The organism is Neoaquamicrobium microcysteis (assembly GCF_008180155.1).
In the GTDB taxonomy this organism is placed as follows: Bacteria; Pseudomonadota; Alphaproteobacteria; order Rhizobiales; family Rhizobiaceae; genus Aerobium; species Aerobium microcysteis.
In genome coordinates, this window is the sequence record NZ_VSZS01000058.1 from 114,780 (window position 1) to 133,243 (window position 18,464).

General features: G+C 64.2%; 22 protein-coding genes and 1 pseudogene. 14 read left to right on the forward strand and 9 right to left on the reverse strand.

Translation table 11 applies throughout. The features are described from left to right. Nucleotides 1-52 precede the first annotated feature (52 nt). The 4 genes and pseudogenes from FY036_RS06915 to FY036_RS06930 all read right to left on the reverse strand — a co-directional run. Nucleotides 53-601 (reverse strand): annotated as a pseudogene (locus FY036_RS06915) (DNA-processing protein DprA); the annotation flags it as partial. Continuing rightward, nucleotides 598-1,182 (reverse strand): glycerol-3-phosphate 1-O-acyltransferase PlsY, encoded by a 585-nt coding sequence (plsY, locus tag FY036_RS06920; RefSeq protein WP_148913982.1) that lies wholly within the window; start codon nt 1,180-1,182, stop codon nt 598-600. The pseudogene FY036_RS06915 and the gene plsY, both read right to left, overlap by 4 nt. A gap of 28 nt (nt 1,183-1,210) precedes the next feature. After that, on the reverse strand, nt 1,211-2,497 hold the full coding sequence (locus tag FY036_RS06925; protein WP_148913983.1) for a dihydroorotase: 1,287 nt from the start codon (nt 2,495-2,497) through the stop codon (nt 1,211-1,213). Further along, nucleotides 2,494-3,459 carry an aspartate carbamoyltransferase catalytic subunit gene (locus FY036_RS06930; protein WP_148913984.1) on the reverse strand — a complete coding sequence of 322 codons (966 nt, stop codon included), beginning with the start codon at nt 3,457-3,459 and terminating at the stop codon, nt 2,494-2,496. The genes FY036_RS06925 and FY036_RS06930 overlap by 4 nt, the downstream gene beginning before the upstream one ends. A 135-nt stretch (nt 3,460-3,594) precedes the next feature. Here FY036_RS06930 and FY036_RS06935 point away from each other — a divergent pair, with 135 nt between their 5' ends. Next, nucleotides 3,595-5,223: an acyl-CoA dehydrogenase family protein gene (locus FY036_RS06935; RefSeq protein ID WP_148913985.1), complete on the forward strand. Its 1,629-nt coding sequence runs from the start codon at nt 3,595-3,597 to the stop codon at nt 5,221-5,223. Here the strand turns inward: FY036_RS06935 and FY036_RS06940 are convergent. Further along, a complete protein-coding gene (locus FY036_RS06940) occupies nt 5,205-6,143 on the reverse strand; it encodes an AEC family transporter (protein ID WP_148913986.1) in 939 nt (312 codons plus the stop codon). The two genes, FY036_RS06935 and FY036_RS06940, sit on opposite strands and share 19 nt — an antisense overlap. 185 nt (nt 6,144-6,328) lie before the next feature. Between FY036_RS06940 and FY036_RS06945 the strand changes: the two genes are divergently transcribed. Beyond that, nucleotides 6,329-6,835 carry a hypothetical protein gene (locus FY036_RS06945; protein WP_148913987.1) on the forward strand — a complete coding sequence of 169 codons (507 nt, stop codon included), beginning with the start codon at nt 6,329-6,331 and terminating at the stop codon, nt 6,833-6,835. After that, nucleotides 6,835-7,158, forward strand: coding sequence for a DUF6105 family protein (locus tag FY036_RS06950; RefSeq protein ID WP_148913988.1), 324 nt, complete (start codon nt 6,835-6,837; stop codon nt 7,156-7,158). Before FY036_RS06945 ends, FY036_RS06950 begins: the two co-directional genes overlap by 1 nt. On the opposite strand, the gene ruvX is transcribed toward FY036_RS06950, so the two are convergent. Continuing rightward, nucleotides 7,112-7,582, reverse strand: a complete 471-nt coding sequence (ruvX, locus tag FY036_RS06955; RefSeq protein ID WP_148913989.1) for a Holliday junction resolvase RuvX — start codon at nt 7,580-7,582, stop codon at nt 7,112-7,114. The two genes, FY036_RS06950 and ruvX, sit on opposite strands and share 47 nt — an antisense overlap. Nucleotides 7,583-7,663: 81 nt before the next feature. Between ruvX and FY036_RS06960 the strand changes: the two genes are divergently transcribed. The 5 genes from FY036_RS06960 to FY036_RS06980 all read left to right on the forward strand — a co-directional run bounded on the left by FY036_RS06960 (nt 7,664) and on the right by FY036_RS06980 (nt 11,590). Next, nucleotides 7,664-8,365 carry a metal-dependent hydrolase gene (locus FY036_RS06960; RefSeq protein ID WP_148913990.1) on the forward strand — a complete coding sequence of 234 codons (702 nt, stop codon included), beginning with the start codon at nt 7,664-7,666 and terminating at the stop codon, nt 8,363-8,365. Nucleotides 8,366-8,463: 98 nt separating this feature from the next. Then, nucleotides 8,464-8,751: an Asp-tRNA(Asn)/Glu-tRNA(Gln) amidotransferase subunit GatC gene (gene gatC / locus FY036_RS06965; RefSeq protein WP_148913991.1), complete on the forward strand. Its 288-nt coding sequence runs from the start codon at nt 8,464-8,466 to the stop codon at nt 8,749-8,751. A 5-nt stretch (nt 8,752-8,756) separates the two neighbouring features. Next, the gene (locus FY036_RS06970) at nt 8,757-9,251 is read left to right on the forward strand and encodes a GNAT family N-acetyltransferase (RefSeq protein WP_148913992.1); all 495 of its coding nucleotides are present in this window, start codon (nt 8,757-8,759) and stop codon (nt 9,249-9,251) included. 17 nt (nt 9,252-9,268) lie between these two features. Then, nucleotides 9,269-10,750 (forward strand): Asp-tRNA(Asn)/Glu-tRNA(Gln) amidotransferase subunit GatA, encoded by a 1,482-nt coding sequence (gene gatA, locus FY036_RS06975; protein ID WP_148913993.1) that lies wholly within the window; start codon nt 9,269-9,271, stop codon nt 10,748-10,750. Nucleotides 10,751-10,792: 42 nt separating this feature from the next. Beyond that, complete coding sequence (locus tag FY036_RS06980) at nt 10,793-11,590, forward strand: YdcF family protein (protein ID WP_148913994.1); 798 nt, start codon at nt 10,793-10,795, stop codon at nt 11,588-11,590. Here FY036_RS06980 and FY036_RS06985 read toward each other — a convergent pair. Continuing rightward, on the reverse strand, nt 11,587-12,291 hold the full coding sequence (locus FY036_RS06985) for a DUF599 domain-containing protein (RefSeq protein WP_148913995.1): 705 nt from the start codon (nt 12,289-12,291) through the stop codon (nt 11,587-11,589). The genes FY036_RS06980 and FY036_RS06985 overlap by 4 nt on opposite strands. Before the next feature lie 286 nt (nt 12,292-12,577). On the opposite strand from FY036_RS06985, the gene FY036_RS24215 reads away from it, so the two are divergent. From FY036_RS24215 to FY036_RS07005, 5 genes are all read left to right on the forward strand, one after another. Continuing rightward, a complete protein-coding gene (locus FY036_RS24215; RefSeq protein ID WP_268932161.1) occupies nt 12,578-12,706 on the forward strand; it encodes a hypothetical protein in 129 nt (42 codons plus the stop codon). Nucleotides 12,707-12,869: 163 nt separating this feature from the next. Beyond that, nucleotides 12,870-14,276: an L-serine ammonia-lyase gene (locus FY036_RS06990; RefSeq protein WP_148913996.1), complete on the forward strand. Its 1,407-nt coding sequence runs from the start codon at nt 12,870-12,872 to the stop codon at nt 14,274-14,276. 65 nt (nt 14,277-14,341) lie between these two features. After that, the gene (locus tag FY036_RS06995) at nt 14,342-14,776 is read left to right on the forward strand and encodes a DUF1489 family protein (protein WP_148913997.1); all 435 of its coding nucleotides are present in this window, start codon (nt 14,342-14,344) and stop codon (nt 14,774-14,776) included. A gap of 57 nt (nt 14,777-14,833) precedes the next feature. Further along, entirely contained in the window at nt 14,834-15,577 is a 744-nt protein-coding gene (locus FY036_RS07000) for a vWA domain-containing protein (protein ID WP_148913998.1), read from the forward strand. Beyond that, entirely contained in the window at nt 15,574-16,269 is a 696-nt protein-coding gene (locus FY036_RS07005; RefSeq protein WP_148913999.1) for a DnaJ domain-containing protein, read from the forward strand. Before FY036_RS07000 ends, FY036_RS07005 begins: the two co-directional genes overlap by 4 nt. Nucleotides 16,270-16,318: 49 nt before the next feature. Here the strand turns inward: FY036_RS07005 and FY036_RS07010 are convergent, their stop codons facing one another. After that, a complete protein-coding gene (locus FY036_RS07010; protein ID WP_235897569.1) occupies nt 16,319-17,767 on the reverse strand; it encodes a D-alanyl-D-alanine carboxypeptidase in 1,449 nt (482 codons plus the stop codon). After that, nucleotides 17,764-18,054, reverse strand: a complete 291-nt coding sequence (locus FY036_RS07015) for a hypothetical protein (protein WP_148914000.1) — start codon at nt 18,052-18,054, stop codon at nt 17,764-17,766. The genes FY036_RS07010 and FY036_RS07015 overlap by 4 nt, the downstream gene beginning before the upstream one ends. On the opposite strand from FY036_RS07015, the gene FY036_RS07020 reads away from it, so the two are divergent. Then, nucleotides 18,054-18,383: a phasin family protein gene (locus FY036_RS07020; protein WP_148914001.1), complete on the forward strand. Its 330-nt coding sequence runs from the start codon at nt 18,054-18,056 to the stop codon at nt 18,381-18,383. The genes FY036_RS07015 and FY036_RS07020 overlap by 1 nt on opposite strands. Nucleotides 18,384-18,464 lie beyond the last annotated feature (81 nt).

Sequence of the window (18,464 nt, forward strand, 5' to 3'; positions counted from 1 at the left end):
CTCCAACTCGGTGTGTTAGAACCGTCCTAATCGTTCTGTAGAGTGCACGTCAAGGCTTGTCCAGTCCGCCGGCCAGAACTGCGACCGTGCCAGTATCCAGGCTGCCGCCGTGAGCGGCCGCATCGATGCCGCGCGCAAGCCCCGATACGATCGCGTAGCCTTCGCGCCCGAGCTCGGATGCGAGGAGCCGAGCCATTCGTACGCCGGCCACCGAGGCGTTACGCGCGCCCACGATGGAAACGGCCGGCAGTTGGAAGGTTTCTGAGCGGCCCTTTATAGCCACCAGCGGCGGCGGTAAATCCATGCGGCGCAGCATCGGCGGATAGTCCGGCTCGCCTATCGCGACGAAGCGCGAACCATGCCGCCGCGCGGCGTCCATTTCGGCTTCGGCCTGGCTCTCGGTGGCCACTCGCATCGGTCGCGACGCACCGCCGCGCATCGCCAGTTCCGGAAGGGCGGCGATGGCGGCTTCCGCCGAGCCGAAACGGTTGATGAGTTCGCGAAACGAAGCAGGGCCGACATTGTCGGTGCGGATCAGACGAAGCCAGTGAAGACGCTGCCGGTCGGTGAGCCTCGGGCCTCCCGCCGGCGGGCCATTCATCCTTTTGCTCCGATCTTGGACTCGGTACCGCCAAGCAGCCGGGAAATGTTGGCGTGGTGCTTGATGAACACGAGGATGCTCATCACCAACATGACGGTCGCACAGTCGTTCAACCCCATTATGTAGAGTATCGCCGGCGTCGCGATGGCAGCCACCAGTGCGGCGAGCGAAGAGAAGCGCGACAGGAACGCCACCGCGAGCCAGAGGACGGCGAAGACGAGGGCGGCCTTCCACGCGAAGGCTGCGAGCACGCCCAGATAGGTGGCGACGCCCTTGCCGCCCTTGAAGCCGAGCCAAACGGGAAAGAGATGGCCGACGAAGGATGCGAAGCCGGCCGCCATGCCCGCTTCGGCTCCCCAGTTCGCCGCGATGAGAACGGCGGCCGTTCCCTTCACTGCGTCGAGAATCAGGGTGAGGGCGGCAAGCCCCTTGTTTCCGGTGCGCAGAACGTTGGTCGCACCGATATTGCCCGAGCCGATCTTGCGCACGTCCCCAAGCCCCGCCGCCTGCGTAACCAGCAGGCCGAACGGGATCGAGCCCAGCAGATAGCCAAAGACGAGCGCGATGATGACTGGAGTCATGACGGACGTTTCCCCCTGGAACCGGTATTCAGGCGCGGTGGACTGTGCTTCCTGCGACCAGCGTTTGCAAGACCTTGCCCTGCAGGCGTGCGCCTTCGAAGCAGGTGTTCTTGGAACGCGAGCGGATATCCTGCTCCCGCACGAGCCAGGGCTCTTCAAGGTCCACCACGATCAGGTCGGCGGCCGCCCCGGGTGCGAGCGTGCCGCCGGGCAGCCCGAATCGTTTGGCCGGTGCGGTGGAGAGCGCATCGATGATGCGCATCAACGGCACCTCTTCATTGTGGTGCAGGCGGAGCGCCGCCGCCAGCAGCGTTTCCAGCCCGATCGCACCCGAGGCGGCGTCGGCAAACGGCAGGCGCTTGGTGTCAACGTCCTGCGGGTCGTGCGACGACACGAGAATGTCGATCGTGCCGTCGCGCAGCGCCTCGACCATGGCGACGCGGTCTTCCTCGGCGCGCAAAGGCGGCGAGAGGCGGAAGAAGGTGCGGTATTCGCCCACGTCGTGCTCGTTGAGCGACAGGCTGGCGATCGCGGCTCCTGCCGTCACCGCCGCCCCGTCGGCCTTGGCGCGAGAGACCGCGGCGGCCGACATTGCGGTGGAAATCTTGGCTGCGTGGTAGTTGCTGCGGGTCAGCCGCGCCAGCATCAGGTCGCGCTCGAGCGGGATCGCCTCGGCCTCGCGCGGGATGCCCGGCAGACCGAGCCAGCTTGCGAAAAGCCCCTCGTTCATCACCCCGGTAGACGCCAGGTCGGGATCCTGCGTCTCGTGGTCGATCACTGCGCCGAAATCGCGGGCGTAGGTAAGTGCGCGGCGCATGACCAGTGCGTTGGAGATGGTGTGCCGCCCTTCGGTGAAGGCGACGGCTCCGGCCTCCCGCAGCAGGCCGAACTCGGACATCTCGGTGCCCCTGAGCCCGCGCGTGATCGCAGCGGCGGGGAAAACGTTGACGATGGCGGTGTCGCGCGCCGTGCGCAGCACGAATTCCACCAGCGCGACATCGTCAATAACCGGATCGGTATCAGGCATCATGATGATGGAGGTGACGCCGCCGGCGGCCGCCGCCGTGCTAGCGGACGCTATCGTTTCGCGATGCTCCGCCCCAGGCTCTCCAATGTGGACACGCGCATCGACGAGGCCCGGCAGAATGGTCTTGCCCCGGCAATCGACGATGGTCGCGCCTTCGGGCGCGCCCTGGTTGTGCGCTGAAGCGCCCGCAGCGGCGATCGTCTTTCCATCGACGATCACCGCGCCGATCTCATCGAGCGTGCGCGACGGATCGACGATGCGGGCGTTCTGGAAGAGAGTGACACTCATCCCGCAACTCCTTCCGGGTTGCGGCGCGGGTCGAGCAGCGCCTCCATCACGGCCATGCGCACGGCGACGCCCATCTCCACCTGTTCCTGGATGACGCTCTGGGGGCCGTCCGCAATCTCGGAGGCGATTTCCACGCCGCGGTTCATAGGGCCGGGATGCATCACCAGCGCATCGTCGCGAGCGGCTTTCAGCTTCTCGGCATCGAGGCCGTAGTAGCGGAAATATTCACGCACCGAGGGCACGAACGCACCTTGCATACGTTCGCGCTGCAGGCGCAGCATCATCACCACGTCTGCGCCGTGCAGCCCTTCCTTCATGGTGTTGAACACCTCGACGCCCATGGCCGAGATGCCCGCGGGCAGGAGCGTGGACGGGGCGACGACGCGCACCCGGGCACCGAGCGCGTTGAGCAGCAGGATATTGGAACGCGCGACCCGCGAGTGGCCGATGTCGCCGCAGATCGCCACCGTCAGGCGCGCGATCTTGCCCTTGGCGCGGCGGATGGTCAGCGCGTCTAGCAGCGCCTGCGTGGGGTGTTCGTGAGCGCCGTCGCCCGCATTGACGACCGAGCAGCCGACCTTTTGGGCCAGAAGGGCGGCCGCGCCCGCCGACGCGTGGCGGATGACGAGGATGTCGGGGCGCATCGCGTTCAGCGTCATCGCCGTGTCGATGAGTGTTTCGCCCTTCTTCACCGAAGACGAGGCGACAGACATGTTCATGACGTCGGCCCCCAGACGCTTGCCGGCGAGCTCGAATGACGATTGCGTGCGGGTGGACGCCTCGTAGAACAGATTGATCTGGGTGCGGCCGCGCAGGGTCGAGGTCTTCTTTTCCGATTGGCGCGAAATCGCAACCGCATCGTCGGCGCGATCCAGAAGCAGCTCTATGTCGGAAGGAGACAGATCCTTGATGCCCAGCAGGTGCCGGTGCGGATAAAGCGGGAAGGGCGCGCGCTCATTCATGTCAAAGCGGTGCTATAGGGAAGGGCAGGCGGCCTCGCAAGCACGCAGGCGGACATCCACCGGATTTTCCTCGCAAGAGCGGCCGGTTTGCATGTAACTGTGGCGATCCTGCTGGAATCGCGCCGGAGTTTGCAGTTGACGCATGAGGTACTGAACCAGAGCCCCCCGCTGACGGGTACGAGCGCGTGGCGGGCCGACCCCCTGCTGGTGCAACTCGCGGAAGGCTATTCCGACCCGGTGCGGCGCGAGCTGGACCAGTTGGGCCGCTACGTGCGCTCGTCGGAGGCGCAGGAGCTTGCCCGTCTCGCCAACACGGAAACGCCCAAGCTCAGGACGCATGACCGGCAGGGAAAGCGCATCGATCTGGTCGAATTCCACCCGGCCTATCATGCTTTGATGCGCCGGTCCGTATCGATCGGCCTTCACTCGTCCGTCTGGGAGAACAATGCAGCGGAGACCGGCAAGCGCCATCAGGTGCGCGCCGCGCGCTTCTACATGACGGCGCAGCTTGAATGCGGGCATCTGTGTCCCATCACCATGACCAGCGCCTCGCTCGCCGCGCTGATGGCCAACCCCAAGCTTTTCCGCGAGTGGGCGCCGCGTGTGACCACGCGCAAATACGATCAGGGCCAGAAGCCGCCGGTGCAGAAGGCCGGGCTGACGCTCGGCATGGGCATGACGGAAAAGCAGGGCGGCACGGACGTGCGCGCCAACACGACAAGGGCAGAACGGGCCGGCAACGGCTTCTACCGACTGACGGGGCACAAATGGTTCATGTCCGCGCCGATGTCGGATGCGTTCCTGATGCTGGCTCAGGCGGGCGAGGGGCTGTCATGCTTCCTGGTGCCGCGCATCCTTGGCGACGGAACCGACAATGGACTGCGTTTCCAGCGACTGAAGGACAAGCTCGGCAACCGCTCCAATGCGTCTTCGGAGGTGGAGTTCACCAACGCGATAGCCGAGATGGTCGGAGAGCCAGGTGCCGGCATCAAGACGATCATGGACATGGTGACGCTGACGCGGCTCGACTGTGCGGTGGCCAATGCGGGCCTGATGCGGGCGGGCCTTGCCGAGGCAGTGCACCATACTCGTCATCGCATCGCGTTCGGCTCCCCGCTCTTCGAACAACCGTTGATGCAGCGCGTGCTGGCTGACATGGCGCTGGACGTGGCAGGCGCGACCGCGCTGTCGTTGCGGCTGGCGCGGTCGTTCGACGAGGCAGCAAACGACCCCGGCGAGGCGGCCTTCGCACGGTCGATGACGCCCGTGGTGAAATACTGGGTCTGCAAGATCGCGCCGGCGCTGCTCTATGAAGCGATGGAGTGCCTCGGCGGCAACGGTTATGTCGAGGAAGCGCCGCTGGCGCGTGCCTACCGCGAGGCCCCGGTCAACGCGATCTGGGAGGGTTCCGGCAACGTGATGGCGCTGGACGTGCTGCGCGTGCTCCGGCGCGCGCCACAGCTCTTCGATGAGGTGCTTGCCGGCATCGGCCGCGATCTGGGCCCGGCCGGCAAGGGCACTGTGGGCGTGCTGCGGGCCGCCCTCCAGGTCGCCAGCTCAGACGAGGGCTCGGCACGCATCCTGACCGAGCAACTGGCGATCTCGGCGGCCGCGGCTGAACTTCGGCGGCTTGGCGCGGGGCAGATTGCCGACGCCTTCGTCGAATCCCGCCTGGCTGGGCAGTGGCGCACGACCTACGGCATGCTGGACGCGCGGCATGACGCGCGCGTGATCGTGGATACGCTCTATCCGGAGCTGACCTGAGCGGCCAAAGCCAGCACCAGCGGTATCGAGAAGAACGAAACCGCCGTCTGTAGTGTGGTGACTGCCGCGTATAATTCCGCGTCGCCGCCAAGCTGGCGTGCGAGAAGGTATCCGTTCATAGCCGTGGGCACGGCCGCGCAGAGCGCGAGATAAAGCACCGGTTCGCCGCGCAGGCCGAACAGCATGGCGAGGCCCACCAGTACCACCGGGAACACGGCGAGCTTCATCACGACGGGCAGCCAGATGGCGAAACGCATGCCGACCAGATCGCCGGGGCGCAAGCTCGCGCCGATCGCCATCAGCCCAAGACCGAGCGCCGCATTTCCCACCAGCCGCAGCGTCTCATTGACCGGTTCGTAGAGCCCGAAGGGTGTCAAGCGGAGGATCACCCCGAGGCAAACGGCAAGCACAAGAGGGTTGAGCGCGACCTGAAGCAGCGTCCGGCCAAGACTTGCCTGACGATTGGCGAAGCGCATCACCACGAAGATAACTAAGACGTTGATCGGCACGATGATGACGGCCATTGCCAAGGCCACCACCGCCGCGCCTTCTGGCGGGAATATCTTGGTGGCCACCGGCAGGGCGATGAACCCGTTCCAGCGGATCGACGTCTGAAAGACCGAGGAATATTCGCTGGCCGCGACGAGCCCGGTGCCCCGGAGCACCGGCCATAGCGCCAGCATAAGTACAGCCATGACGGCGACACCGGTGAGGAGGGCCGCGAGCATCGCATCTAGCCGCAGACCCGAGAAATCCGCGTTGTAGATCGTCACGAAAAGCAGCGAGGGGTACAGGAACCAGTAGCTCAACTGCTCCATGCCCGGCCATGCGGCGTCGTTGATGATCGGCAGGCGACGCAGGACCATGCCCGCCGCGATCAGCAGGAAGATGGGCAGGATACTTTCGAGGATGACAAGCATTGGTTGCGGCGCGGACAGGAGAGACACGCGCCGGATAGGCGCTGCGCCATGATGTGTAAAGCCGGCACGGGCCGGTCTGCCTTGGCCCAGTGGACAAAACGTCCCGCTGTTAACCTTAACAGATGGTTTCCGTTGCCGTCGTTGCGACCAGCGTCCACTCTCGATTCTCGTCGAACAGGGCCAGCATGCACAAGATTCTCATAACCAGCCTGTCGGTCTACTGGACGGTGGTCTTCGCACTGGCCGCTTCGGGCGCCGGAACGCTGTCTGCAGCCGGGCTGGAGCAGGCAGGCCTTGGCGACGCCACGCTGGCCATCGCAAATGCGCTTGTGGCGGCACTCTTCCTGTGGACTGCGATTGCGACGTGGGCGCGCGTGCCCGGCGCGCCTTCCGGTGGCTATGACGACGTAGCGCGCGTGGCGTTTACGGCAGCTTCGCTGGTTCTGTCGGCCGCGGCACTCGTCGAGGGGCTGGGCGGCGAGCAAGTGTCGCCTATGATAGGAATAAAGTTTGCGGCGCTGGCTGCATCCTACCTCGTCATACGCATGGAAGAACGGGCCGGGGAACAGGAACCGGCAGTTGTGGATTATTCATACGCCGTAGCGCGACGACTGGCAGTCGGGGCGGCTCACGGATCGATGCTGTCGCGGCTCACGCGACGAGGGCCGGACACCGCGGAGAACGAAGGCTGATGCGCTACATCCTGCTGTTCTGGGCGCTGCCGATGGGCCTTTTCTGGGGCTGGTACCTGCTATCCTACCACGACATGCATTTCGGGCTGCTCTTCCTGAGCCGCAGCGTTCATGATTTTGCATTCGGCTTTTACGGCAACCTGCTCGGCATAGATCCTGCGACGATCCCGCCACTGGTGGCGCGCGCCTGCGTCGTCGACACGGTGCTGATCTTCGCGATCTACGCTTTCCGCAAGCGTCGCGAAATCGCCGCGTGGTGGAACGCGCGGTCGGTGGCTATGAGCCCAGCGCCCGAAGTCGGTCAAGCGCCCCCTGCAGAATGAAGGCTGCCGCCGCCGAATCGATGCGGGCCTCGCGCTTCTTGCGGGACACGTCCATCGCAAGAAGCGCGCGTTCAGCCGCCACGGTAGAAAGCCGCTCGTCCCAGTAGACGAATGGCAGATCGGTCATCTTCTCGATGTTGCGGACGAAGGCGCGCGTGGCCTGCGCGCGCGGACCCTCCGAGCCATCCATGTTGACGGGCAGGCCAATCACCACGGCGCCTGCCTTTTCCTTCTCCAGCGCAGCCAGAAGGGCCTGGGCGTCCAGCGTGAACTTCCGGCGCGTGATGACAGGCCGCGGGTGCGCGAATGACAGGCCGGGGTCGGAGACGGCGACGCCGATGGTCTTGGTACCGAGATCCAGCCCGGCGACCGTTGCGCCGGCGGCAAGCCGCGCGCGCAGCTCGGAAATGTCGATGACGGCCAATTAGCGCCCGATCCTCTTTGACTTGTCGCGTTCGGGTTCTATCCTTCCGGCAACACAAAAGCGAGGAGGAGATCCTTTCCGATGAAGCTGACCTGGTACGGCCATTCCGCATTCCGTGTGGAGGCAGGCGGAGCAACGATCCTCATAGACCCTTTTCTCTCTGGCAACCCCTCGTGGAGCAAGGGGTGGGAGGGGCCGGCACAGGGCGTCACGCATGTTCTGCTGACCCATGGCCACAATGACCACGTGGGCGATGCGCTGCCGATCCTGAAGAAGACCGGGGCCATGCTCGTCTCCAATCCCGAGATTTGCGACTATTTCGCTGGGCAGGGCGTCGAGAAGGTCAATCCCGGCAACCATGGCGGCACCGTGGATTGCGGCGGCTTTACCGTGACATTCGTCAATGCGCTGCATTCGTCCGCCTACACGCTGGAAGACGGCAAGAACGTTTATCTGGGCAATCCCAACGGACTGGTCCTGCACTTCCCGGACGACAAGACCCTCTACCACATGGGTGATACCGACATTTTCTCGGATATGGCGCTCATCCAAGAACTGCATCAGCCGGACATAGGCCTTGTGCCAGTGGGCGACCGGTTCACGATGGGCGGTGCGGTGGCAGCGCTTGCCTGCCAGCGCTTCTTCAGCTTCGAAAAGGTCGTGCCGTGCCATTTCGGCACCTTCCCGCTGCTCGATTCGTCTGCTCAGAGCTTCATCGACGGCATGGAGGGCTCCGGAGCCACAGTGCTTACGCCCAAGGTTGGAGAAGCCTTCGACGCCTGATCGACTTAGGCAGAATCCCGGCGTTCCATGTTGCGCGGCGGCGACCGCGCCTTTATAGCGCGAGCATATGTTTTCCCTAGCAATCGCCGGAGCGCATCATGTCCGTCGACATCGACACCGTTAAGCGCGTGGCGCGGCTCGCCCGCATCGCCGTCACCGAAGAAGAAGCCGGTCGCATGACCGGCGAACTCAACACAATCCTCGGCTTCGTGGAGCAGCTCGGAGAGGTCAATGTCGAAGGCGTCGAGCCTATGACATCGGTCATCCCCATGGCGATGAGGAAGCGGCAGGACGGCGTGACCGACGGCGGAAAGGCTGCGGACATCGTGGCAAACGCGCCCGCGACCGAGGACAATTTCTTTCTCGTGCCCAAGGTGGTGGAGTAGCCGCCATGGCGATCGAGATCGCGATCGAGACGCCCTTGCAGGACGATATGCGCGCGCTGATCGTGGAGTTGAACGACGCGATGAACGCGCAGGAACCCGACACTCCCGAGGAGTTCAAGTTCCGAATGACCGCCGAGGAGATGGCCGGCCCGGAGACGACCGTCTGGATCGCACGGCTGGACGGCAAGGCTGTCGGCTGCGGCGCGCTGCTGCGGCACGGCGGGGGCTATGGTGAGGTCAAGCGCATGTATGTGCGGCCCGGAATGCAGGGAAGGGGCATCGCTGGCCTCATCCTCTCGGCCATCGAGCAAAAGGCGGCCGCCGAAGGCATGTCGCGGTTGGCGCTCGAGACCGGGGTGCCCTATCTCGCGGCGCGACGGGTCTACGAGCGGGCGGGCTTCGCCCAGTGCGGACCGTTTGCCGACTATCCCGACAATCCGTATTCGGTTTTCTACGAAAAGGCGCTCACCCGGCAGCAGGCCGCCGAAACCGCCCTTTGAGATCGACGAAAGAAACGATGACGAACCTGACGCACCTCACCATTGCCGAAGCACGCAAGAAGCTGCGTGCAAAGGAGATTTCGGCGCTGGAACTGACCGACGCCTATCTCGGCGCGATCGACGCCGCCAACGAGACGTTCAACGCCTATGTCGCGGTCACGCACGACAAGGCGCGGGAGATGGCGAAGGCATCCGACGCAAGGCTCGCCGGCGGGCAGGGCGGCGAGCTGGAAGGCATCCCGCTCGGCATCAAGGATCTGTTCGCGACCGAAGGCGTCCACACGCAGGCGGCAAGCCATGTGCTGGACGGGTTCAAGCCGCGTTACGAATCGACCGTGACCGCGAACCTGTGGGCCGACGGCGCGGTCATGCTGGGCAAGCTGAACATGGACGAGTTTGCGATGGGCTCGTCCAACGAGACGTCCTACTACGGCCCGGTCAAGAATCCGTGGCGTGCCAGAGGATCGAACGTCGATCTGGTGCCGGGCGGCTCGTCGGGCGGTTCCGCCGCGGCGGTATCCGCCTTTCTGTGCGCCGGCGCTACCGCGACGGATACGGGCGGCTCGATCCGTCAGCCGGCCGCATTCACAGGCACGGTCGGCATCAAGCCAACCTACGGACGCTGCTCGCGCTGGGGCACCGTGGCCTTCGCGTCTTCGCTGGACCAGGCCGGGCCGATCACGCGCGACGTGCGTGACGCGGCGATCATGCTGAAGTCGATGGCATCGGTGGACCTCAAGGACACGACCTCCGTGGATTTGCCGGTGCCGGATTACGAGGCAGCGCTCGGTCAGTCGGTCAAGGGCATGAAGATCGGCATTCCCAAGGAATACCGTATCGACGGTATGCCCGATGAGATCGAGGCGCTCTGGCAGAAAGGCATTGCGTGGCTGAAGGATGCCGGCGCGCAGATCGTCGATATCTCGCTGCCGCATACGAAGTACGCGCTGCCAGCCTACTACATCGTTGCGCCCGCGGAAGCGTCGTCCAACCTCGCCCGTTACGACGGGGTGCGCTACGGGCTTCGCGTGCCGGGCAAGGACATCATCGACATGTACGAGAAGACCCGCGCCGAAGGTTTCGGCCGCGAGGTCAAGCGCCGCATCATGATTGGCACCTACGTGCTGTCGGCTGGCTACTACGATGCCTATTACGTCCAGGCGCAGAAGGTGCGCACCCTTATCAAGAAGGATTTCGAGGACGTCTTTGCTGATGGTGTCGATGCCATCCTGACGCCCGCGACGCCTTCTGCCGCCTTCGGCATCGCCGATCAGGACATGGCCGCCGACCCGGTTAAGATGTACCTCAACGACATCTTCACGGTTACGGTCAACATGGCCGGCCTGCCGGGGATCGCGGTGCCTGCCGGTCTCGACGGCAAGGGACTTCCTCTCGGCCTCCAGCTCATCGGACGCCCGTTCGAGGAAGAGACGCTGTTTCGCGCGTCACACGTGATCGAGCAGGCGGCGGGGCGGTTCCAGCCGGAGAAATGGTGGTAGGAATGACCCGCCCTACGCCGCAAACAGCCTGGTAGGGCGCTAATGTTCTTCATTCTTTCCAAAGTCTTCTGGGCGGTCGCTCAACCGATCAACTTGATCGGGATTCTGGTGCTTGTTGGCGTGGTTGCGGCCTTTTTCCGGCTGCGGCGCACCGGTCTCCTCTTCTCCATCAGCGGCCTGCTGGTGCTGGCGCTGGGTGCATGGACGACCACAGGAGCGCTGATGCTTCATCCGCTCGAGGACTATTTTTCGCGGCCCGACCCTGCGCCGGAAAACGTGGCCGGCGTGATCGTGCTGGGCGGCGGGTTCGAGGGCGCGATCAACCTCGCGCGGGGTGGCTATGAACTGAATGCCGGCGGCGATCGTTTCGTCGAGACCGCGGTTCTGGCCCGGCGCTACCCGGAGGCGCGGATCGTGGTGACGGGGGGGACCGGAACCCTGCTGCTGGATGGCGAGGGCGACGGGGATACCGCGCCGCGCCTGTTGACGGCGCTGGGTGTGGAGCCGGAGAGGCTGGTGCTGGAGAACCGCTCGCGCAACACCCATGAGAACGCGGTTTTCACCCGGGAGGTGGTTGAGCCGCAGCCGGGCGAGACATGGCTTCTCGTGACCTCCGCCTTTCATATGCCTCGCTCGGTCGGCCTGTTCCGCAAGGCTGGCTTCGACGTGACCCCGTGGCCTGCGGACTACCGGACTGCGGGCAACGAGACGTTCGGGCTCGCCCAGGACAATGTTTCCGACTCGCTGCAGAACCTGTCTGTCGCCATCCGGGAATGGATAGGTCTCATCGCGTACCGGGTGACCGGCCGCATCGACAGCATATTTCCGGCCCGCAGCTAACCTTTGTCGAGGACCGCGTCACGCGCGGCGGAAAAGAACTGGCGGCGGATCAGCACGCCCAGGACGAAAACGGTCGTGGCCATGAAGACCCAAGGGCCGACGAACCAGCCAAGATAGCCGATCGAGAAGAAGATGCCCCGCAGGCCGGCATTGAAGTGCTTTCCGGCCAGCACGTTCATGCGCGCCGCGCGCTTGACGGCCAATTCCGTCTCGTCCAGCGCCTGCGCCTCGTCTTGCAGCACCGGCACGGCCCCAACCAGGATCGAGCAGTAGTTGAACAGCCGGTACGACCAGCCGAACTTGAAGAAGGCGTAGGACAGGATCGCTATCAGGCCCAGAACCTTGGCCTCGAACACGGGCCGTGCGACCTCGTCCGCTGCCGGCAGATCGCCCAGCACTCCGAGCACGGCGTCGGTCGATCCGAGCAGGGCGAAGCAGCCGCCGATGGCGAGAAGGCAACTCGACGCGAAGAATGCCGTGCCCTGCTGGAGCCCGCTCATGATGCCCGTGTCGATCATGCGCAGTTCGCGGCGCGCCATGGTGCGCATCCACGCCTCGCGCTGCCGGTTCATGGCCGAGGTGAGCGACGGGCGCGAGACGAAGCGCTCGTCGGTGGCGTTGGAGAACAACACCCAGCCAACCAGGAAGAACAGTATGGCGGCTAGATCGGCCGGGCTGCCGAGCAGAGAATCGATCAACATGCCGCAAGGATAGCCTGAAAGGCGCGGCGCTGGCGAAGGCTTCCCGCGTGCCTTGTTTTGGCCGGCAATGTTGAGGATATGTGAAGCAGATGTCGCACCCTAAAGTGTTGATTTTAGATAATTTAGTTCGACATGGAGTCGGCGGCATCAACAGGCTGCCTTGGTTCTGCCACTTTGTGCGTTGCACAGGGCGCCCCGAACGGCTAAGAAATCGCCAGACGGGTGGGACCGTCGCGGCGTTTCGAGAGCCGCATTTCGGGAAAAAATCTACGGAAACAGGACAAAAATGGACGAAAGCGTTCAGAAATCCTGCTGGGGCGTAACCGCCAAGGCAGTGATCGGGTTTGCCGGCATCATCCTGCTGGCTTGGCTCTTCAGCGGCCCCGCAAGCGCGGCGATCCTCGCCGCCGCATAATTGACCCAGCAGACATATGGAATTGCAAAGGCGCGGCTTCGACCGCGCCTTTTTCTTTTGCGTCGGACCAATGTCGCAGGAAAGGCAGGGGAAGTCGGCGGCCCGCTTGCCTATATGCGCAAAAGCCGTGAAACATCGGCCTGAAATCTCGGGAGCGCATGGCATGTTTCTATCGGTCTTCGATCTGTTCAAGATCGGCATTGGGCCCTCATCCTCTCACACGATGGGACCGATGACGGCTGCTGCGCGTTTCCTCGACGAACTGCTTGGTGACGACTGGCCGCGCCCGACCGGCGCGAAGGTGGACAGGCTGGCGGTAAGCCTGCACGGTTCGCTCGCGTTTACGGGGGTGGGACATGGCACCGATCGCGCCGTCGTCCTCGGCCTTACCGGGCTCACACCGGTGACCGTCGATCCGGACGGCGTCGATGAGGTGCTTTCTCAGGTCGCGGCCGCCAAGCGTGTCTGCCCGCCCGGACATCCCGGCTACCACTTCGATCCCGCGGCCGATCTGGTTCTGGACAAGAAGACCCCGTTGCCGGGCCACGCCAACGGCATGGCGTTCTCGGCCTTCGATGCGGACGACAGGCTGCTGCTGCGCAGAATCTACTATTCCATCGGCGGCGGCTTCGTCGTCTCCGACGAAGAACTGCAGCGCATGAAGGCCGAGGGTCCTCTGCGCGGAAGCGGCGGCAAGAAGGTGCCGTATCCGTTCGGCAACGCAAAGGAGATGCTGGCGATGGCTGCTAAAAGCGGCCTTTCCATCGCCGGCATGAAGCGTGCCAACGAGGAGCGTCATATGTCGCGCGAGGAGCTGGATGCCGGCCTCGACGCGATCTGGGAAGCGATGCGCGGCTGCATCGAGCGCGGGCTGTCGCAGGAGGGCATCATGCCCGGCGGGCTCAAGGTCAAGCGTCGCGCACGCAAGCTGCACGACAGGCTGCAGGAGGAGTGGAGCCGCAACCGGCCCAACCCGCTGCTGGCCAATGACTGGCTGTCGATCTACGCCATGGCCGTCAACGAGGAGAACGCAGCCGGTGGCCGGGTGGTAACCGCACCTACCAACGGTGCGGCGGGCGTGGTGCCCGCCGTGATGCGCTACTGGCTCCACTTTCATGTCGAGGCGGACCAGGAATCGATTCGCGACTTCCTGCTGACGGCGGCGGCCGTCGGCGGCATCATCAAGCACAACGCCTCGATCTCCGGCGCGGAAGTCGGCTGCCAGGGCGAGGTGGGGTCTGCGTCTGCCATGGCCGCCGCCGGCCTCTGCGCCGTCATGGGCGGGACGCCCGAGCAGGTGGAGAATGCGGCGGAGATCGCGCTGGAACATCATCTCGGCATGACATGCGATCCCGTCGGCGGTCTGGTGCAGGTGCCGTGCATCGAGCGCAATGCTCTGGGCGCGGTGAAAGCCGTCACCGCCGCATCGCTTGCCATCAAGGGTGACGGGACGCATTTCGTGCCGCTGGATGCGGCGATCGAGACGATGCGCCAGACCGGCCTCGACATGAACGAGCGTTACAAGGAAACCAGCCTGGGCGGCCTCGCGGTCAACGTCGTCGAGTGCTGACCACCCTGTGGATTTGTGAAGGGTCGCCGCTTCATTGCCAGGGGCCGGCGGTCTAAATAAGGGCCATGGCTCTTCATCTCATAAAACTCTGTGTCGGTTGCGAAAGCGTCGAAGACCTCGAAGACTGGATTGCGCTGAAGCTCGACGAGAAGCGCAAGGCCGGCCTTGCGGCCGAGCATTTCCATACGACCCGCATGGTGCCCAAGCGTGTCGACGAACTGCTCGATGGCGGTTCCCTCTACTGGATCGTCAAGGGCGGGGTGCAGTGCCGCCAGCGGCTCATCGACATCAGGCCCTTCACCGATGCGGAAGGGGTGGGGCGCTGTCGCCTCGTGTTCGAGCCGGAGGTGGTGCGCACCGAATGGCAACCGCGCCGGCCGTTTCAGGGCTGGCGCTATCTCGGCGAAGCGGATGCTCCGAAGGATCTCGCCGCCGCTGGCACCGAAGAGGAGCTACCGCTGAACCTGCGGCGTGAGCTTACGGAACTCGGCCTGCTGTAAGCGCGACGCGGGATGGCGGCACTTGCAAGCAGCGCCGTTGAGCCACATGTTCTCGCCATGAGTGACGATAGAACGCCCACACGTACAGGCAGCACGAGCAAGCCTGCCGTTCAACGCTCCGATTCGGCAGCGATCGACGCATTCGTGCGCCAGGCCCGCGCACTGGCGACGCCCGATGCCGGCGGGCAGGGCGGACGGCTGATCCTCGCGCTCGACGCGACGATGAGCCGTCAGCCTACCTGGGATCTTGCCTGCTCGCTGCAGGGCGAGATGTTCGATGCGGTGGGCAAGGCAGGCGGGCTGAACGTCCAGCTCGTCTATTTTCGCGGTTTCGGAGAGTGCCGATCGTCGCGTTTCGTGCGCGATACGGATTCTCTCAAGGAATTGATGACGAAGATCGACTGCCGCGGCGGCCATACGCAGATCGGCAAGGTGCTGTCGCATGCGCTGAAGGAGAACGAGCGCGGAAAGGTCAATGCGCTCGTCTATATCGGCGATGCGATGGAAGAAGGCATCGACGACCTGGCCAACAAGGCCGGGAAGCTTGGCCTTCACGGTGTGCCGGTCTTCGCCTTTCAGGAAGGGCACGACCCGGTGGCCGAGGCGGCGTTCAAGGAAATCGCCCGCCTTTCCAAGGGAGCGTGGTTCAGGTTCGACCGCAGCGCGGCGTCGGCGCTGTCGAAGTTGCTGTCGGCAGTGGCCGTATTCGCCTCGGGCGGGTTGAAAGCGCTGGAGGCGCGCGGCCGCGCCGAGGATCGCCTCATGATCGAGCATCTGAAGAAGGCCGGCGGACGCGGATGACGGTTCTGTTCTACGTCGCGGCCGCCATCCTCGTTCTGACGCTGCTATCGGCAGTCTTTCTGCGACTCGATGCGGCGAGGCTGGCGGGCGGTATGCGGCTTGCAGGACCGCTCATCGTGGGCGTGGTCGGCGTCGGGCTGTTATTGTTCGGCCGGGCGGGTCTGGGCGGCATGCTGGTTTCGACCGCACTCGCATGGCACCTGTCGGGGAGGGTGCGTCGCGCTTCGCGGCCGACGCCGGGCAAGCGGTCGACCGTGCGCACCGCAGCGCTGGAAATGGAGCTGGATCACGACAGCGGCGGGCTTGAAGGCGTCGTGCTGGCCGGACGCTTCGAGGGCAGGGAACTGAGCCAGCTTTCGCTCGAAGAGTTGCTTGAGCTCGGTGGAGCGTTGTCCGCCGATGGCGAAAGCATGCAACTACTTGAGGCCTACCTTGACAGCCGCTTTCCCGTTTGGCGCGAGCACGTGGACGCGGACATGGGCAACCGGCAGCGTAGCGCGCCAGCTTCGGGCCCCATGACTAAGCAGGAGGCCTACGAGATCCTTGGTCTTGAAGCCGGGGCCAGCGCGGCGGAGGTCCGCAAGGCGCATCGCCGCCTGATGCAGCGCCTGCACCCCGATCTCGGCGGCACTTCTTTCCTTGCGGCGCGGATCAACGAAGCCAAGGAAGTTCTGCTGTCTGGTCACAAGTAGTCCCCTTCGACGCGATTACAGACCCGGGAGGCTCGATCGACCTTGCTGCTCACGACCCCACGGCGTAGCAGTCGATCTTTTGTCTTTTCAGCGCATTGCACGCATTCCACGCCTGGTCCTTGGAGGCGAAGCCACCGAACCGGGCGCGATAGTAGGTGGTGCCCTTGTTGTTGAATTCCTCGATGAAGGCATTTGCCGAGCCGAGGACGCCGGAAGCTTCCTTGCCGGTGCGAACGAGGGCAGCAAACGCATCCGACTGTGAGGGCGACGAGGCGATCTGAACGACCCAGCCCGACGATGCTGCTGCCGTCGAGGCCGTCATGACCGGATCGACGTTGCTTCCTTCGCCGCTGGCAAAACGATCATCGGCGACAGCGGCCGTCGGAGTCGGCACGGGGGCGGAAGGAACGGGTGCCGACGGCATCGGTGCGGAGGCGCGGACGGGGTTGGTCTGCTGGACGTAGGCGGTGACCTGCATGTCCACTTCCGCGGGAACCTGTGCCTGTGCCACCTGTGGCTCGGCGGTCGGGCGGAAAGCGGGCATGGGGATGTTGCGTGTCGGAAGAGCCGTTGTCCCAGCCGAAGCTACAGCCCGCGTGCCTGGCGTCGGCTGGCGCGACGCGACGAGGTTGCTGCCACCGCCGCCGCGCGACGCCCGCGGCAGGTGCTCGCGGATGAGGGCCGCCATATGATCGTCGCGGCTCGCTGCCGACTGGCCACCCATCACGACGGCAACGATGCTGCGGCCGTTGTTCTGAACCGATGAAACGAGGTTGAACCCCGAGGCGCGGATGTAGCCGGTCTTGATGCCGTCGACACCCTCGATGCGTCCCAGCATGCGATTATGGTTGCCGATGCGCTGCTTGCCCAAGGTGAACGAGCGGGTGGAGAAATAGGAATAGTGCTGCGGGAAATGCTCGCGCAGCGCTATGCCGAGAATCGCCATGTCGCGGGCCGTCGTATATTGCTCGGGATTGGGCAGGCCGTGCGCGTTGCGGAACTGGGTCGAGTTCATGCCGAGCTGCCTCGCCTTCGCCGTCATCATACGGGCGAAACTGGCTTCGGAGCCGCCAATGAACTCCCCAACGGCAGTCGAGATGTCGTTGGCCGATCGGGTCACCATGGTGAGGATCGCGTTCTCGACGGTAATCGTGGAGCCAGCCTTGAGCCCGATCTTTGTCGGGGGCTCGGCGGCCGCTTTGGCGGAAATCGGGATTCTCGAATTCTTGTTGATCCGCCCGCTCTCGATCGCCTCAAGCACGAGATAGATCGTCATCATCTTGGTCAGCGAGGCCGGATAGCGCCGTGCATCGGCGTTACGGGAGAACAGGACCTGACCTGTCCGCGCGTCGATCACATAGGCCGCGTAACGCGGGTTTGCCGACGCCTGGCCTGCGACGCCAACCACCAGAACGGCGGCGGCGACAAGGACAGCGAAGAATTTGCTGAAGTTCGAAACTTGCGAGAAAAAGCCTGCCAACGCCTGACGCACAATCATACCCAAACTTCTACGTAATCGAGGAACATGACGCCCGAACCCGGCGCCGGTGCCTGAACGATAGAGGCGAGGGTGTTACCAATCCGTTTATGGTAACCGTCCTGTTCACCAATTCCGTCAACTTCTAGGAAAGCTTTCAGCGTCGGCGCCGGGCGCAACCCCATATTTTGCCGGCATCTTGACTTTTTGTGCAGTGCAGCATAAATAGGTTGCAACGCATAAGAATGCGCGTAACCCGCACCGCCAAGGCCACCAACCAAGGCCCACCCAAGGAAGGTATCGTACAATGGTTCAGTCGTTTGAAGACGCCGGCAAAGCCGGCAAGGAATTCATGGACACCGGCCTGAAGAGCTTTGCAGTTCTGTCGAAGAACGTGCAGGCGATCAGCGTCGAGGCCAGCGAATATTCGAAGAAGGCCTTCGAGAACGGTTCGGCCGCGCTCGAGAAGCTCGTTTCCGCCAAGTCGGTCGAAAAGGCCGTCGAAATCCAGACGGACTACGCAAAGCAGGCCTATGAAGGCTTCGTTGCGCAGGCGACCAAGATGGGCGAGCTCTATGCCGAGATGGCAAAAGATGCCTACAAGCCTTTCGAATCGGTCGTCGCAAAGGCTAAGTAAAAAGCCTCAAGGGACGTTGCCGGCCGGTCGCTTGACCGCCGGCTGGCCCGGTCGCGCTCGCGCGGCCGGGTTTTTTGTCGT